Source organism: Lentzea pudingi (assembly GCF_014646255.1).
Taxonomy (GTDB): domain Bacteria; phylum Actinomycetota; class Actinomycetes; order Mycobacteriales; family Pseudonocardiaceae; genus Lentzea; species Lentzea pudingi.
Window position 1 is genome coordinate 73,688 of record NZ_BMNC01000009.1, and the last position, 15,324, is coordinate 89,011.

General features: G+C 71.6%; 16 protein-coding genes. 8 read left to right on the plus strand and 8 right to left on the minus strand.

The annotated features are described in order from the left end of the window. Positions 1–73: 73 nt before the first annotated feature. The 4 genes from IEY88_RS28220 (at position 74) to IEY88_RS28235 (ending at position 5,257) form a co-directional block, all read left to right on the plus strand. Positions 74–886: an alpha/beta hydrolase gene (locus IEY88_RS28220; RefSeq protein ID WP_189157904.1), complete on the plus strand. Its 813-nt coding sequence runs from the start codon at positions 74–76 to the stop codon at positions 884–886. Positions 887–957: 71 nt separating this feature from the next. Beyond that, on the plus strand, positions 958–1,191 hold the full coding sequence (locus IEY88_RS28225; protein ID WP_189157905.1) for a hypothetical protein: 234 nt from the start codon (positions 958–960) through the stop codon (positions 1,189–1,191). 21 nt (positions 1,192–1,212) lie between these two features. Continuing rightward, positions 1,213–4,605: an ATP-binding protein gene (locus IEY88_RS28230; protein WP_189157906.1), complete on the plus strand. Its 3,393-nt coding sequence runs from the start codon at positions 1,213–1,215 to the stop codon at positions 4,603–4,605. A 10-nt stretch (positions 4,606–4,615) separates the two neighbouring features. Then, the gene (locus IEY88_RS28235; protein ID WP_189157907.1) at positions 4,616–5,257 is read left to right on the plus strand and encodes a GntR family transcriptional regulator; all 642 of its coding nucleotides are present in this window, start codon (positions 4,616–4,618) and stop codon (positions 5,255–5,257) included. Here IEY88_RS28235 and pdxY read toward each other — a convergent pair. Then, a complete protein-coding gene (gene pdxY, locus IEY88_RS28240) occupies positions 5,235–6,086 on the minus strand; it encodes a pyridoxal kinase PdxY (protein ID WP_189157908.1) in 852 nt (283 codons plus the stop codon). The two genes, IEY88_RS28235 and pdxY, sit on opposite strands and share 23 nt — an antisense overlap. Positions 6,087–6,166: 80 nt before the next feature. On the opposite strand from pdxY, the gene bla reads away from it, so the two are divergent. Further along, positions 6,167–7,069, plus strand: a complete 903-nt coding sequence (gene bla, locus IEY88_RS28245; protein ID WP_189157909.1) for a class A beta-lactamase — start codon at positions 6,167–6,169, stop codon at positions 7,067–7,069. Here the strand turns inward: bla and IEY88_RS28250 are convergent. Continuing rightward, positions 7,062–7,463, minus strand: a complete 402-nt coding sequence (locus IEY88_RS28250) for an ATP-binding protein (RefSeq protein WP_189157910.1) — start codon at positions 7,461–7,463, stop codon at positions 7,062–7,064. The two genes, bla and IEY88_RS28250, sit on opposite strands and share 8 nt — an antisense overlap. 82 nt (positions 7,464–7,545) lie before the next feature. Continuing rightward, positions 7,546–7,941 carry an ATP-binding protein gene (locus tag IEY88_RS28255; RefSeq protein ID WP_189157911.1) on the minus strand — a complete coding sequence of 132 codons (396 nt, stop codon included), beginning with the start codon at positions 7,939–7,941 and terminating at the stop codon, positions 7,546–7,548. 121 nt (positions 7,942–8,062) lie between these two features. On the opposite strand from IEY88_RS28255, the gene IEY88_RS28260 reads away from it, so the two are divergent. Continuing rightward, the gene (locus IEY88_RS28260) at positions 8,063–9,226 is read left to right on the plus strand and encodes an MFS transporter (protein ID WP_189157912.1); all 1,164 of its coding nucleotides are present in this window, start codon (positions 8,063–8,065) and stop codon (positions 9,224–9,226) included. 25 nt (positions 9,227–9,251) lie between these two features. Further along, positions 9,252–9,809, plus strand: a complete 558-nt coding sequence (locus IEY88_RS28265; protein WP_189157913.1) for a copper resistance CopC family protein — start codon at positions 9,252–9,254, stop codon at positions 9,807–9,809. Here IEY88_RS28265 and IEY88_RS28270 read toward each other — a convergent pair. Together IEY88_RS28270 and IEY88_RS28275 are read right to left on the minus strand one after the other, a co-directional pair. Beyond that, positions 9,747–10,946, minus strand: coding sequence for an RNA polymerase sigma factor (locus IEY88_RS28270; protein WP_189157914.1), 1,200 nt, complete (start codon positions 10,944–10,946; stop codon positions 9,747–9,749). The two genes, IEY88_RS28265 and IEY88_RS28270, sit on opposite strands and share 63 nt — an antisense overlap. Then, a complete protein-coding gene (locus IEY88_RS28275; RefSeq protein WP_189157915.1) occupies positions 10,946–11,293 on the minus strand; it encodes a YciI family protein in 348 nt (115 codons plus the stop codon). The genes IEY88_RS28270 and IEY88_RS28275 overlap by 1 nt, the downstream gene beginning before the upstream one ends. A 60-nt stretch (positions 11,294–11,353) precedes the next feature. Between IEY88_RS28275 and IEY88_RS28280 the strand changes: the two genes are divergently transcribed. After that, complete coding sequence (locus tag IEY88_RS28280; protein WP_189157916.1) at positions 11,354–13,582, plus strand: PEP/pyruvate-binding domain-containing protein; 2,229 nt, start codon at positions 11,354–11,356, stop codon at positions 13,580–13,582. A gap of 48 nt (positions 13,583–13,630) precedes the next feature. Here IEY88_RS28280 and IEY88_RS28285 read toward each other — a convergent pair whose 3' ends face one another. From IEY88_RS28285 to IEY88_RS28295, 3 genes are all read right to left on the minus strand, one after another. Further along, positions 13,631–13,921 (minus strand): HPF/RaiA family ribosome-associated protein, encoded by a 291-nt coding sequence (locus tag IEY88_RS28285; RefSeq protein ID WP_189157917.1) that lies wholly within the window; start codon positions 13,919–13,921, stop codon positions 13,631–13,633. Positions 13,922–14,039: 118 nt separating this feature from the next. Next, positions 14,040–14,513 (minus strand): redoxin domain-containing protein, encoded by a 474-nt coding sequence (locus IEY88_RS28290; RefSeq protein ID WP_189157918.1) that lies wholly within the window; start codon positions 14,511–14,513, stop codon positions 14,040–14,042. An 8-nt stretch (positions 14,514–14,521) separates the two neighbouring features. Beyond that, positions 14,522–15,313 carry a cytochrome c biogenesis CcdA family protein gene (locus tag IEY88_RS28295; RefSeq protein ID WP_229693841.1) on the minus strand — a complete coding sequence of 264 codons (792 nt, stop codon included), beginning with the start codon at positions 15,311–15,313 and terminating at the stop codon, positions 14,522–14,524. Positions 15,314–15,324 lie beyond the last annotated feature (11 nt).

Genomic DNA, 15,324 nt, shown 5'->3' on the forward strand with positions numbered 1-15,324 from the left:
CGACGGCCACAACCTCTCAGCGCTCTCCAAGCGCGCAGCTGCGAGGCTGACGCGCGGAGGGGGTAGATCAACTATGCAGCTACTTCTGGCGGCCGTCCTGGCCGCATCGGCACTCACGACACCGCAGCTCACCGGCCCGTTCGCGGTCGGCACGTTCGACGCCCACCTGACCGACACCACCCGCGCGGACCCGTGGCAACCGGCGAAGAACCGCGAGCTGATGGTGTCGGTCAGCTACCCGGCGAAGCGCACCGGACAGCAGGCGCCGTGGCTCGGCGAAGGCCTCGCGGCGGCGCTCGACCCGGTCCTCGCCGGCCCGGCCTACCTCGACATCCCCGCCGGAACCGTCGACTGGTCCGGCACGAGGAGGCAGGCCCGCGTCAACGCCCCGGCGGTCCCTGGCAGGTGGCCGGTCGTGCTGTTCTCGCCGGGTTTGCAGACGCCGCACGAGTTCTACGCGGGCACGGCGGACGACCTGGCGAGCCGCGGCTACGTCGTGGTCACGGTGTCGCACACGCACGAGTCGGTGGCCGTGGAGTTCCCCGGCAACCGTATCGAGTGGGGCCTGATGCAGGACGCGAGTCAGGCGACAATGAAGAAAGCCATCGACGCGCGGGTCGCCGACATGCGGTTCGTGCTCGACAAGCTGCCTGGCCTGCACAAGGGCGCGGACCTCACCCAGGCCGGCATCGCCGGGCACTCGTACGGCGGGTACACGGCGGCCGAGACCATGGCGAACGACCGCAGGTTCGACGCGGGCATCAACATCGACGGCGCCAGGAGCACACCGGTGAGGACGGCCCGTACGCGCCCGGCAAGGCGGTCACCGGAGGCCTCGACCGGCCGTTCCTGCTGTTCGGCGGTGACCTGGGCGAACGCGAGCTGAGCCACGTCGACACGAGCCTGACCAGGACGTGGGCCGACTTCTGGCCGAACCAGCGCGGCTGGAAGCGGGACGTGCACCTCGACGACGGCACGCACCTCGGGTTCAGCGACCTGCAGTGGGCGGTGCCGCAGATCGGCGCCATCTCGGCGGAGAAGCGCGAGAGTCTCATTGGGACGATCAACTCCAGGGCCGCGTCGAAGGCCCAGCACGACTACGTGGGCGCGTTCTTCGACCTGCACCTGAAGCACCGCGGCACGAGGCTGTTCGAGCGGCCGCGCCACGAAGGCATCCGTCTCGTGCGGTGATCGGCGGTATGGTCCAGACCGATGTCTGTCGAGTTCGCGGTGCTCGGTCCCCTGCAGGTCCGCGTGAACGGCAGGGAGCACCGGGTCGGCGGGTTCACCCGCCGGGCGACGCTGGGTTTCCTGCTGCTCAACGCGGGCCGCGTGGTGTCGATCAGCGAGCTCACGACGGCGTTGTGGCCGGACGGGCCTCCGCCGACGGCGCGCGGGATCCTGCTCAACGTCGTGTCGGCGTTGCGCAAGGCCGGGCTCGACATCGTCACCCGCAAGCCCGGCTACCTGCTGCGCGTGGAACCGGACCGCCTCGACCTGCACCGGTTCCGCGCCGCGCTCGCCCAGGCCATCAGGGCGCCCGAGCAGGCCTCCCGGGTCCTGGGCGACGCGCTGGCGTTGTGGCGCGGGCCGGTGCTGGCGGACCTGGTGGCCGACGGGGTCTCGTGGCCCGCGCTCGTGGAGATCACCCGGCTGCGCGACGTGGCCGTGGAGGACAGGCTCGACGCCGAACTGGCGTGCGGGCGCCATCGCGAGGTGGTCGCGGAGCTCGAAGCGCTGGTGAGCGATCACCCGTTGCGCGAACGGGTGCGGGGCCAGCTGATGCTCGCGCTCTACCGGTGCGGGCGGCAGGCCGACGCGCTCGCGGTGGTCCGCGACGCGCGTGAACGGTTCGCGGCCGAGCTCGGCATCGATCCCGGACCGGAGCTCGTCGAGCTGGAGCAGGCGATACTCACCCAGGACCCGGCGCTCGCCGCCGCCCCAGCGTCGGCGCTGACCCTGCTGGAGCGCAAGAAGGTCAGCGTGCTCGCCGTCCGGCTCGAGCTGCCCGGGCAGGACGAGGCCGCCGACGAACGGATCGAGGCCGCCGCGTCCGCCGTGCGCCGGCACGTAGAAGGCCTAGGGGGCACGACGGTCACGACGCTCGGTTCGACCGTGTGCGCGGCGTTCGGGGCGCCGGTCAACCGCGAGGACGACGCGGCACGGGCGGTGCGCGCCGCGTTCGAGATCACCGGCGCGCATCCGGCGGCGGCCGCCGTGACCACCGGGCCCGCGCTCGTCACGTCCGGCGATCGCGTCGAGGTCGGCGGCAGCGTGCTGGACGCTTGCCTGCGGTTGCTCGCGCAGACCGTGCGGCACGAGGTCAGGACGTGCCCGGTGACCGACCGGGCGCTCACCGCGGCCGGTGACGACGCGCCGTTCGTGGGCCGCACGACCGAGATGGCCACGCTCGTCGAGACGTACGAGCAGGTCCGCGCCACGGGAAGGGCGAGGCTGATCACCGTGGCCGGCGAGCCCGGCGCGGGCAAGAGCAGACTCGTCCGGGAGTTCGCCACCGGCCGCCGGACGCTCACCGGCCGCACTCCCCCGTTCGCGCGCAACGACGTCTTCGCCCCGCTGGCGGAGATCGTGCGGAGCCACGCGGGCATCCTCGACACCGACGACGCCGCCGCGGTCACCGCCAAGGTCCAGGCGATCAGCGACGACCCGTGGCTCGTCACGCAGCTCGGGGCACTGGTCGGCATCGGACAGGGCAGCGACGTGCTGATGGCCTGGCGCAGGCTGGTCGAGCAGCTCGCGGAGGAGCCGCTGGTGGTCGTCGTCGAGGACGTGCACTGGGCCGACGACCTGCTGCTCGGCTTCCTGCACGGGCTCGCCGACGCCGACGTGCCGTTGCTGCTGCTCCTCACCACCCGGAACGAGTCACGCGGCGACATCACGCTGGCACCACTGTCCGAAGAGGACACGAGGAAGCTGATCGAAGCGTTGCTGGCGCGCCACGACGTGACCGCAGACCTCCCCGCGCTGCTGCGACGGTCGGCCGGCAACCCGCTGTTCGCCGGTGAGTACGTCCGCATGCTCCGCGACGGCGTCCCGGACGCTCTCCCCGAGACGGTGCAGAACGTGATCGGCGCACGGCTCGACTCGTTGCCGCACAAAGAGAAGTCGGTGCTCCAGGACGCGGCGGTCGTCGGCACGACGGTCTGGCCAGGGGTGGTCGCGGCCGTCGCCGAGCAGGACGTCACCGAGGTCACCCGCAGCCTCGAAGTGCTGGCGCGAAAGGACTTCCTGCAACGCCGCAGCACCAGCAACGTCGCCGGCGAGGTCGAGTACGCCTTCAGCCACGTGCTGGTGCGCGACGTCGCCTACGACCGGGTTCCCCGTGGCAGCAAGGCGATGAAGCACTACCACGCGGCCGGATGGGTGCGGAAACTCCCGCTGGAGCACGTTCCCCTGCTGGCACACCACTTCCAGGAAGCCGTCTGGATCGCCGAGGCGTCCGGCAGGCCGTGCGACATCATGGGCCGGGCAGCCAGGGAGGCCCTCACGGAGGCGGGCAGGAGGGCCACCGCGCTGGCCGCCAACGACACCGCGATCCGGTGCTACCGCGCCGCGCTGGCGGTGTGCCCGCCCGGCCACCCCGACACCGCCGAACTGCTGACGTTGCTGGGATCGAGCCTGGCCCTGAGCGGCGAGGGAACCCAGGAACTCACCCGGGCCGCCGAACTCCACCTGGCGGCCGGGAACTTCGCGGGCGCGGCGGTGGCCACGAGGGCGTCGTGGCGCGCCGCCTGGCACCGAGGCGACCACGCGGCCGCCGAACGGCACCTCGACCGCACGATCGAGTTCCTCGCGCGAACCGAGGACGCGCACGGCGTGCAGGCCTACCTCGCCCACTCCCTGACCCTCGCGGACAGGCCGGTCGAGGCGATCGACGCGGCACGGCAGGCGTTGCGGGGCGCCACCGGTGTCGAACGAGCCATCGCGCTGGAAGCCCGCGGCCTCGCGAGGGTCGACCAGGGCGACCCGACAGGCATCGAGGACATCCGCCTGGCCGTGGACGAGCGTCGGAAAGCCGGGATCTCGACGGGCTTGTGCCTGTTCAACATGAGCACCGCCTACTCCGTGCTGGGCGACGCGCAGGCACGGCTCGCGGTGAGGGCCGAGGCACGGGTGGCCGCCCGGCGGCACGGCGACGAGGACACGATCGCCTGGCTCGACTCGTCCCGCTACCTGGAACTGTTCTGGGCAGGCCGCTACGCCGAGGCGCTGGAGGACCTGGCCGAACCGGCCACCCCCGAACAGCTCACCGTCCGCGGCCGCATCAGGCTGCTGACCGGAGATCTCGCCGGTGCCTCTGCGGACGCCCACTCGCCAGTCCTGCGGGCGCACATCGCGCTGCTCCGCGGCGAACGGGTGGAGTCGGACCTCCCCCGCCAGGTCACCCCCACGATCGGCGCGAGCCTCCCGATCGTCCTCGCCGCCACCGGCCACGGCCCCGAGTGCCTCGCCGACGCGCCCTGGTCGCGCTGGAAGGACGCGGCCACCGCGTTCCTGAGAGGCGACCGGCAGGAGGCCCGCCGGATCTACCGGGAGATCGGGTCGGCGCCCGACGATGAGTCGCTGGTTATCGCGCACCCCTAGCGTCCGGACCGTGATCCCCCGCTACTACCAGGCGAAAGCCCGGCTCATCGACCTGCTGGGCGACCTGCCGGGCCACAGCGCGTTCCCGCCGGAACGCACGCTCTCGGACGTGTTCGGCATGTCCCGCACCACGATCCGCAAAGCGCTGGAAGAGCTCGTGCTGGAGGGCAGGCTCATCCGGGGCACCGGCCGCCAGGGCACCTTCGTGGCGCCGCAGGGAAGGATCCACCGGATCACCCTCGACGCGCTGGTGCAGGACGCCGTCACCCGCGAACGCCCCGAAGTCCGCGCCCTCGTCGACCTGGTCAACGCCGAGTCGGTCCTCCTGCACGGCGACGAACCGATCGGCGTGCGCTCGACCTACCTGCGCGCAGAACGGTTCCCGCGCTTCGCCGAACGCTACGACGGCACGCCGTTGAGGAGATTCCTCACGGACACCTACGACATCCGGTTCGGCGACCCGCACCCGTGGTGCACCACCGCCCGCGCCACCCCGCGCGTCGCGACCCTGCTGGACGTCCGGCCCGCCACCCCGGTGCTGTCGGTCGGGTGGGTCGGCACCGACAGCACCGGGGCTCAGGTCGAACGGTCGTGGGTGGTGCTGCGCGGGGACCGCGCGCAACTCGCGCTCAGCGCACCTGCTCGGCCTTGAACTGCATCCGCGGCGCCGCGTAGAACTCCTGGGCCTGCACCAGCCGCAGCTCGCGCTCACCGGAGCGGTAGGTCAGGTCGATCAGGTCGAAGACGCTCGACGCGGTGCGCTCCAGCGCGAGTGCCGCGTCCTTCGTCTGCACGTAGTGGGCGGTGAACAGCGCCGCCGTGACGTCGCCGGACCCGTTGGCCTTGAACGGCAGGTGCGGGGTGCTCACGAGCCACGACCCGGCGGTGTCCACGACGAGCATCTCGATCGTGCCGTCCTCGCGGTCCGGCCGCTCGACGCTCGTGACCAGCACGGTCGAGGGGCCCATCGCGCGGGCGAGGTCGACGGAGGCGAGCGTCGACTCGATGCTCGCGGGCTCGGTGCCGGTGAGGAAGCCCAGCTCGAACTGGTTCGGCGTGATGATGTCGGCCACCGGCACGACCCGGTCGCGCAGCAGCACGGGGATCTCGGGCGCGACGAAGCAGCCGGACTTGGCGTTGCCCATGACCGGGTCGCACGCGTAGAGCGCCGCCGGGTTCGCGGCCTTGACCCTGCCCACCGCGTCGATGATCACGTCGGCGATGCCCACGCCACCCTGGTAGCCGGACAGCACGGCGTCGACCTGCGGGAACACCCCGCGCTCCTCCACCCCGAGCAGGATCTCCGCGACGTCCGGCGGCGGGATCAGCGGACCCCGCCAGGCGCCGTACCCGGTGTGGTTGGAGAAGTTCACCGTGGGGATCGGGACGACCTCGACCCCGATGCGCTGCAGCGGGAACACGGCCGCGGAGTTGCCGACGTGGCCGTGGGCGACGACGGACTGGATGGACAGAACCTTCATTTCCCCAGCCTAGAACGCGCGATGCACCGTCGCCGAAGACCCGTGACCGTGCCCACGCCGAGATCAAATAATGTGGACGAGTGGCCGACCGACGTTCAGTCCTGAAGACCCTCGCCCTGCTGCCGCTCGCCGGATGCGCCACCCAGCCCGCCACGCCGGCTCCACAGCCGACCACGACAACAACGACCACCACCAGCGCCGCACCCGTGCGCCACGACGCGTTGGCCGAGTTGGAGAAGAAGTTCGACGCACGGCTGGGCGTCTACGCGATGAGCGACAACGGCAGCACGATCGAGCACCGCGCCGACGAGAGGTTCGCGTTCTGCTCGACCTTCAAGGGCCTCGCCGCGGCGGCCGTGCTGCACCACAACCCGATGTCGCACCTGGACACGGTCGTCACCTACACCGAAGCCGAGCTGATGAAGAGCTCGGCCGTCACGAGGCAGAACGTCCGGACCGGCATGACGCTGCGCGACCTGTGCGACGCCGCCGTCCGCCACAGCGACGGCACGGCGGGCAACCTGCTGCTGCGTGACGCCGGCGGCCCGGCCGGACTCACGAGGTTCCTGCGCGAACTCGGCGACACCGAGACCAGGATGGACCGGGTCGAACCCGACCTCACCTCGGCCACGCCCGGCGACCCGCGTGACACCGCCACCCCGCGCTCGCTCGGCACGGACTACCAGCGGATCGTGCTCGGCGACGCCCTCGAGCCGGCGAAACGGGACTTCCTGAAGGACCTGCTCGAACGCTCGGTCACCGGGGCGAAGCGCGTCCGGGCGGGTGTGCCGGCGGGCAGCAGGGTCGCGAGCAAGACCGGCACCGGCGGGTACGGCACCGCCAACGACATCGCCGTCGTGTGGCCGCCCGGCCGGGAACCGCTCCTGATCGCGATCATGTCCAGCAGGGCGTCCGCGGACGCGAGGTACGACGAGGCTCTGGTCGCCGAAGCCGCCGCCTACGTCGTGAATACCCTCACCTGACGGACGACACGTCCGCCCACACGGTCTTGCAGTCGGGGAACCGGTTGTGTCCCCACACCTGCGCCAGGCCGTTGACCAGCAGCAGACCGCGCTGGCGCCGCCCGAGGAACCCCATCCGCCCGAGCTGCGGGAACCGGCCGGGGGTCCCGTCGTCGACCTCGACCCGCACCACCTCGCGCTCCGGGAGGCGGAGGATCCGGGCACGTCTCGCCGGGGCGGCGTGGTGGTACGCGTTGCTCACGAGTTCCGTGGCGACGACCATCACGTCGACCACGACGTTCTCGTGCATCCCTCGCAGGAGGCGCCGCACCTCCGCTCGCACGTTCGCGAGCGGCAGAACGCCCTCCGGTAGGACGAGGTCCAGTCGTTCGCCGGACCGTCCTGCAATACCCATCAGCTTCTCCCCGCGCCCTGCTTTTTCAAGGCACGACCCTCCGTACCCCAGGACGCGTACATCGAAACCCACCGAACCACGGTCATGACGTCCTGGGCAGATCGGCCCAGACGACGGTCCCGCCGTGGGCTCTGTCGACACCCCAGCGGTCGGACAGCCTGGCCACCAGGACCAGGCCGTAGCCGCGCTGCGGACGGGACACCTTGCGCAACGGCGGGTGGGCACGGGCGTCGTGCGCGATCTCGACGCGGATCTTGTGCGGTTCCACGACGACACGCAGGAACGACGGCTCCGACGTGTACCGGTACGCGTTGCTGACCAGTTCGTTCACCACCAGCAACACGTCCGCCACCGCGTCGGTGTCCTCGCCCATCAGCTCCAGCCGCACCCAGCGCCGGACGGCCGCGAGTGACGGCCGTTGCCTGCCCAGTGGCAGATCCGACGCCTCGCCGGTCCTCGCTGCCTGGTCGCGAGCCAAACCGCTCCTCGGTCAGATGATCAGTTAGGACGCCGGTTACCCGAGTGCATCGGCGGCCAAACCAGTCGTTCACCACCATGAACTACCCTCACGGCTCCGCCGCAACGCCAGGGGGAACCACGTGCCCAGATCTTTGACACCTCTGCTGGTCGCACTGCTGGTCGTGTACTCGCTCCACGAGATCCTCACCTCCGCCGTCGCGCCCGTCGCCGGCACCCTCGGACTCACCACCTTCCAGTTCGGACTCGTGTTCACGGTCGCCTCCGTGACCACGACCGTGTCGAGCCTGGTCTGGGGAGTGCTGGTCGACGCCGCCGGGCCGCGTCCCGTGCTGGTCGCCGGGCTGGGCCTGTGCGTGGCCGGACCGGCCGGGTTCGCCGCGGCGGTGGCGTTCGGCGCCGACGAGACGCTGACGCCCGGCCTGGCGTTCGCGATGGTGCTGGTGTTCCGCAGCTTCCTGTTCGGTGCGGGACTCGCCGCCCTGCTCGTCGTCGCGCTCGCCGTCGCGGGCTTCTCGGCCCGTGGTCACCGCACCACGGCGGTCGGCCTGGTCGGTGCGACGCAGGGGCTCGCCGCCGTGCTCGGCTCCGTGGTCGGTGGGGCGCTGGCGGTGGCCTCGTTGCACCTGCCGCTGTACGCCGCGCCCGTCATCGCCGTGGTGCTCGCGGTCGCCGTCCTCCTCACCTACAAGCCTTCTGCCGCCGCGGAGCCACCGGAGGTGGTGCCGTTCGAGCCGTCGCGGCTGGTGCCCGCCTTCGGAATCGGGTTCCTCCTGTACCTGTCGTTCGGACTCGTGCAGGTCGTCGCCGTGTACCTCGTCGCGGACCAGGAGGCGGGCTCGCTGGGGAAGACGCTGTTCGCGTCGGGCCTCGGGTTCTTCCTGGCGCAGGGCGTGCTCGTGCCGTTGCTGAAGTGGCCCGCGGACCGCCTGATGAGGGTCGGCGCACCGGTGGCGCTGGCCGGGTACGCGGTCATCGCGGCCGTGCCGTCGCTGATGAGCCCGGCCTTCTTCGTGGTGTCGGCGGGGGTCGGTCTCGCGGTCACCGGGTTCGCCGCGACGGCCTCGCTGGGCGTCGGGCCCGCGCGTCAGGGCCTGGTCGCCGGTCTCGTCACGGCGACGGGCGGGCTGACGTTCTTCGCCGGGCCGATGGTGAGCGGCCTGCTGTACGAGGTGGAGCCGGTCGCCCCGGTGATCGCCGCCGGGGTGGCCGCCCTGGTCGCGTCCGCGCTCGCGTTCGTCCCGGTTCGAGAGCGGTCCCGGTCCGAACCGGGACTGCCGGACTGATCAGCTCAGCCATTACGCTGCGCACGTGACGCGTTACCTGACGGCGCTCGTGCTGGCTCTGCTCGCCGCGACGGCCGTGGCCGTCCCCGCGCAGGCCCACGCCGAGCTCAAGAGCAGCAACCCGGCGACCGGCGCGACCCTGGAAGCCCCTCTCAAACATGTCGAGCTGGTGTTCAGCGAGGCGATCCAGCTGCCGGACGGCGCCGCGGTCACCGTCACGGGGGCCGACGGCGCCACGCTGCCGGTCACCCAGGTGCACGCCCTCGACAAGACGATCACGGCGACGGTCGACGCGGCCGCGGCCAAGTCCGGCGCGCACACGATCGCGTGGGCCGCCAAGTCCGACGACGGCGACACCATCACCGGCACGATCGCCTTCACGATGACCGTCGTGGCGCAGACGACTTCGGCCAGCGCGCCGCCGTCCTCGGTCTCGAGCGCACCGACGTCGAGCGCTCCCCCGTCGACCGCGCCGGAGGAGTCCGGTGGCGTGCCGATCTGGGTGTGGATCGTGATCGGGCTAGCGGTCGTCGTCGGCGCGATCCTGCTCGTCGGCCGCCGCAACAGGACCGAGAGCCCCTAGTCGTCCGCGCAGCAGGTCGCGTTCGGCCGGGTGTTCCGCACGGTCCAGCGCGGCCTCCAGTGCCGCTCTCGGGTCTCTGCCCAGCCGTTGCAGCAGATCCGCGCGCACGGCGTGGAACAGGTGGTAGCGGTCCAGGTCGAGTGCTTCGACCTCCCTCAGTGCTTCCTCCGGGCCTCGGGTCTCGGCGAGTGCGACGGCTCGGTGCAGCGCCACGACCGGGCTCGGGGTGAACACCAGCAGCTGGTCGTAGAGGGCGACGACCTGGTGCCAGTCGGTCGGCGGGTCGCTGTGCACGGCGTTGACCGCGGCCTGGAGTTGGTACGGGCCCGGCCGGTTCCAGCGCAGGCAGCGGCGCACGACGTCCTGGCCCTCGCGCACGAGGTCCGCGTCCCACAACTCCCTGTCCTGGTCCTCCAGCAGCACGATCTCGCCGTCGCGCAGCCGGGCGTCCCGGCGTGAGGCGACCAGCAGCATCAACGCCAGCAGCCCCCACACCTCGGGTTCGTCCGGCATGAGCCCGGCGAGCACGCGGCCGAGCCGGATCGCCTCGTCCGCGAGTTCCGCGCGGTCGAGGTACCCCTCGTTGAAGATCAGGTAGACGACGGCGAGCACGGCCTTGAGCCGGTCGGGCAGGTCGGCGTCGCGCGGCACCCGGTACGGGATGCGGGCCGCGCGGATCTTGCCCTTCGCCCGCACGATCCGTTGCGCCATCGTGGGTTCCGGCACCAGGAACGCCTTGGCGATCTCCGCCGTCGTCAGGCCGCCGAGGAGTTTCAGCGTCAGCGCCACCTGAGCCGGCAACGCGAGCGACGGGTGGCAGCAGGTGAAGATCAGCCGCAGGCGGTCGTCGGGCACGTCTCCCACCTCCTGCTCTTCCGGTTCGTGGTGCAGCAGTTCCGCCTGCGCGTACTTCTCCTGGCCCTTCGCCTCGCGGCGGAGGCGGTCGATCGCGCCGTGGCGGGCGGTCGTGATGATCCAGCCCGCGGGCGCCGGTGGGACGCCGTCGACCGGCCAGCGTCGTACGGCCGTGGCGAAGGCGTCCTGCACCGCCTCCTCGGCGAGGTCGATGTCGCCGAGGACGCGGGTCAGGACGGACACCGCACGGCCGTACTCCGCCCGGAATATCTCCTCGATCATCAGAACGCGATGGGCCTGACCTCGATCGACAACGGGCTCAGCACACCGGCGAGCCGGCGGCCCCACTCGAGCGCCTCGTCGAGGTCGGCGGCCTGGATGACCGTGAACCCGCCGACGTGCTCCTTGCCCTCGGCGAACGGCCCGTCGGTCATCAGCACGTCGTCGTCCTTCGCCCTGAGCACGGTCGCGGTCGACGGCGGGTGCAGCCCGACGGCGAACACCCACGCGCCCTTGGCCTGCATCTCCTCGTTCAACGCGGCCAGGTTCGCCATGATCGGGTCGAGCACCTCGGGCGGCGGGGCCTCACCGTCGGGCTGGTAGATGCTGAGCAGGTACTTCTGCGTCATGGTGGTCTCCTTTCGCCCTTTGTACGAACGGGAGAGGCCCGTTTCGACAACTATGGCGACATGATCCCGTTGATCCTCCCGCTCGACGACTCGCGCGCCGTGCTGGCGGCGGTCGGCGGCAAGGGCGCGTCGCTGGCGAGGCTGGTCCGGGGGGGCCTGCCGGTGCCGGACGGGTTCCACCTCACGACGCGCGCCTACCGCGAGAAGTCGATGGAGGGCGTGCTGGAGGCGTTCCGCGCGCTCGGCGGACCGGTGGCGGTGCGGTCGTCGGCGACCGCGGAGGACCTGCCGGGCCTGTCGTTCGCCGGGCAGCACGACACGGTGCTCGACGTGACCGAGGACGGGCTTTTCGACGCGGTGCTGCGGTGCTGGGACTCGCTGCGCTCCGAGCGGGCCGTCGCCTACCGCGAGCACAACGGGGTCACCTCGGCCGAGATGGCCGTGGTGGTGCAGCGGATGGTGCCCGCGGAGATGTCCGGCGTGCTGTTCACCGCCGACCCGCTGACCGGACGCGCGGAGCCGGTCATCAACGCGGTCCGCGGGCTCGGCGAGTCCCTCGTCAGCGGAGCGGAGAACCCGGTCGGCGACCTGCCCGGCGACCTGATGGCGTCCCTGGTCGCGCTCGGCGAGCGGATCGAGGCCCTGTACGGCACGCCGATGGACGTCGAGTGGGCGTTCGCGGGCGGTGAGGTCCAGATCCTGCAGGCGCGGCCGATCACCTCGTTGCGCGTGGAGTGGAACGACACCCTCGACGGCGACTACCTGTGGTCCAACGGCAACGTCGGCGAGGCGGTCCCCGACGTGATGACGCCGGTGACGTGGTCGCTGGTGCGGGTCCTGTCGAGCGCGGCGATCGGGCCGCACCGGATCTCCGGCAACATCGGCGGCCGCTTCTACCTCAACCTCAGCACGTACGCCGCGCTCGGCACGGCGATCGGCAAGGCCGACGAGATGCTGCGCTCGGGCGAGGAGACGTTCGGGCGCGTCCCGGCCGGCGTGACCGTGCCGCCGTTGCCGATGTCCCGGCCGGCGATCCTGCGGGCGGTGCTGCGGGGTGCGGGCGGGCCGCTCAAGCAGCAGGTCCTCTACCGGACGCGGCTGCGGCGGCTCGTCCGCGACAACCCCGGCCGGTGCGCGGCGGCGCGCGAGGCGATCGCGGCCTGCTCGACGCCCGCCGCGTTGCTGGAGTTCTGGCGGACCGATCTCGACTCGCTGCTGAGGGTGGTGTGCCCGGTGCTCGACGCCGGCGCGCGCATGGTGGCGGGCGGGCCGGCCTCGTTCCGGCGTGAGCTGGCCGGGCTGGTCGGCGAGCAGGACGCCGCTGTGCTGCTCACCGGGTTCCACGACGGCGCGGGCCTCGCGAGCCTGGGCCCGCTGGTGGGCCTGGCCCGGTTGCGGTCGGGCGAGATCGACCACGACACGTTCGCGCGGAGCTGGGGTCACCGGTGCGCCGGCGAGTTCGAGATCTCCGCCCCGCGCCCGGCCGAGGACCCGGAGTGGATCTCCCGGCAGCTGGAGACCCTGGCCGATCCCGAGGCCTTGCTGGCGCGGCAGGCGGCTCTGCGCGCCGAGGCGTGGGACCGGCTGGTCGCCCGGCACGCCGCGAAGGCACCGGGGATCCGCAGGCGGCTCGACCGGATCGGCGAGGGTGCGCGGGCGCGGGAGCGGGCCCGTTCCGAGATGGTGCGCGCGTTCTGGGTGATGCGGGCGTTCGTGCTGCGGGCCGGGGAGCTGACGTCGTCCGGTGACGACCTGTTCTTCCTGCCGATCGACGACGTGCTGCGCGTGCTCGGCGGCGAGACCTCGTTGCTGGACCGGGTGCCCGCGCAACGGCAGGCGTACGAGCGTTATCGCGCGCTGCCGCCCTACCCCGCCCTGATCCGCGGGCGGTTCGACCCGGAGTCCTGGGCCGCGTCAGCCGACCGGCGGGCCGACCTCTACGACGCGACCGCGGACGTGCCGATGCCGGCGGACGTCACGGGGTTCCCCGGATCGGCGGGCGTCGTCGAGGGGGTGGCCCGGGTGCTCGCGCGGATCGACGAGGGCGGGGCGTTGGAACAGGGCGAGGTCCTGGTGACGCCGGTGACGAACATCGGCTGGACGCCGTTGTTCACCCGTGCCGCCGCCGTCGTGACCGATGTCGGCGCACCTCTCTCGCACGCGGCGATCGTGGCGCGAGAACTGGGAATCCCCGCCGTGGTCGGGTGCGGGAACGCCACGACCCTCATCACCACCGGGGACGTCGTCCAGGTCGACGGCGCGCGGGGAACCGTGAAGAAGGTGCGGTGAACCCACCACCCGTCCGCCGCCGAGTGGTGGGTTCGCGCCGCCCCGAGGTCAGTTGTGCGCGGGCACGCCGTGCATCGAGACGAGCTGACGACGCATGCGTTCCCGCACCAGGTCGATCACCTCGGTGACCGTATACCCCTCCGCGTACGCCTGCACCTCGACCCACTTGAGGTCGAGGCGGGCGTGCGCGTGGATCACGGTCCGGTCCGAGGTCAGGTTGACCCACGCGAAGTCGACGCGGTCCGGCGCGTAGCGGTCGAGCGAGCCGATCCGTGCGGACGCGTAGTCCCTGGCCTGCTCGGGAATGGCGTCCGCGAGCGAGACCTGGATGTAGTCCATCGAAACCTGCCTCCTCGAGGCCACGCGGCAGCACCCCGCGGCCTCGTCGAGGCTACGGTTCCGGCCGCACCGCCGAACCAGGCCTTGGTCCCGACCCCGCAGGGACTTTCTACCGAGGTCAAGGCTTCGGCACCAAGGAGGAGACGCGTTCGTCGAGCTGCTGCTCGGTGGGCGAGCCGGTGAGCAGTTCGACGGAGCCGTCCGTGCCCACGAACGCGAACGTCGGCTGCGCGGTGACGCCGAACCGCTTCCACACCGAGCCGTCGAGATCGGCGAGGTGCGGGAAGCTGCCCATCTTGTGGTCGCTGACGAACTTCTTCATCGCGTCGAGCTGGTCCTCCGCCGCGACGCCGACGAACTGGACCTTGCCGTGGCGCTTGGCGACCTGCTCGACCGTCTCCGCCTCGGCGTTGCAGGACGGGCACCAGGGCGTCCAGAACCAGAGCACGGCGGGCTGGCCGACGAGCTTGTCGCCGCGGAACTCCGCGCCGTCCAAGGTCTTCGCGGTGAACTGGAACTTCTCCGGCGGCGGCGTCCTCTCCGCGCAACCGGCGAGCAGCAGAACCCCGAGCAGCAGTCCGAGGATGCGCATTCGGCTCCTCACCTCCTGTCTGGGCGTACGGCCTTGCGCCTGCTCCGGTTCAGCCACCACGCCCCGGCCATCACCAGCACCACCACGAACGGCCACGGCCCGAGCGCACCGACGAGCTGCACCAGCACGTTCTGGAACCGTCCCGCGCCTCGCACGACCGGGTCGACCGCACTGCCACCGGCCAGGAACAACCGCAGCTCGTAAACGCCGTAGTAGGTCACGTACGCGCCAACGGCTATGAGGACCGCGCCACCGATCCGTCCGACGTGGGGCAGCACCTTCCTGATGTGCGGCGCGAGTGCCGAACCCGCGACCGCGAGCACGGTGACGATGAGGCCCATGCCCAGCGCGTAGGCGAAGAACGCCATCACGCCCGTCTGCAGCGATGCACCCACCACGGCGAGAAACGGTCCGATCGCGCACGAGAGAGAGGCGATGGCGAACGCGATGCCGTAGCCGTACATGGACCAAAGACTCTTCGGCGCGGCCTGGAGTTTGGGCAGCCGGACGTAGAGGTCCTTGCCCAGCAGCAAAAGCACGCCGACGACGACCATCACGAGCCCGATCACGACCGTCACGAACGGCAGGTAGCGCTTGAGGGTCGCGGCCACCGGGCTGACCAGAACGCCGAACGCGCCGAAGAAGGTGACGAACCCGGCTGTCATCACCAGCCCGGACGCGAAGGCCCTCGCCGGACTGTCGCGGGACACCAACGCCAGATAGGCGGGCAGCATCGCGAATCCGCACGGGTTGACCGTGGCCACCATTCCCGCGACGACCGCGAGTGCGAGCTCGTTCACGGCTCTGAGGC

What these genes read in the sequence shown, in the direction of transcription:
- IEY88_RS28220 (WP_189157904.1), top strand. Translation starts at nt 74, where the DNA reads ATGCAGCTACTTCTGGCGGCCGTCCTGGCCGCATCGGCACTCACGACA.
- IEY88_RS28230 (WP_189157906.1), top strand. Translation starts at nt 1,213, where the DNA reads ATGTCTGTCGAGTTCGCGGTGCTCGGTCCCCTGCAGGTCCGCGTGAAC.
- pdxY (WP_189157908.1), bottom strand. Translation starts at nt 6,086, where the DNA reads ATGAAGGTTCTGTCCATCCAGTCCGTCGTCGCCCACGGCCACGTCGGC.
- IEY88_RS28250 (WP_189157910.1), bottom strand. Translation starts at nt 7,463, where the DNA reads ATGGGTATTGCAGGACGGTCCGGCGAACGACTGGACCTCGTCCTACCG.
- IEY88_RS28270 (WP_189157914.1), bottom strand. Translation starts at nt 10,946, where the DNA reads ATGATCGAGGAGATATTCCGGGCGGAGTACGGCCGTGCGGTGTCCGTC.
- IEY88_RS28275 (WP_189157915.1), bottom strand. Translation starts at nt 11,293, where the DNA reads ATGACGCAGAAGTACCTGCTCAGCATCTACCAGCCCGACGGTGAGGCC.
- IEY88_RS28280 (WP_189157916.1), top strand. Translation starts at nt 11,354, where the DNA reads ATGATCCCGTTGATCCTCCCGCTCGACGACTCGCGCGCCGTGCTGGCG.
- IEY88_RS28285 (WP_189157917.1), bottom strand. Translation starts at nt 13,921, where the DNA reads ATGGACTACATCCAGGTCTCGCTCGCGGACGCCATTCCCGAGCAGGCC.
- IEY88_RS28290 (WP_189157918.1), bottom strand. Translation starts at nt 14,513, where the DNA reads ATGCGCATCCTCGGACTGCTGCTCGGGGTTCTGCTGCTCGCCGGTTGC.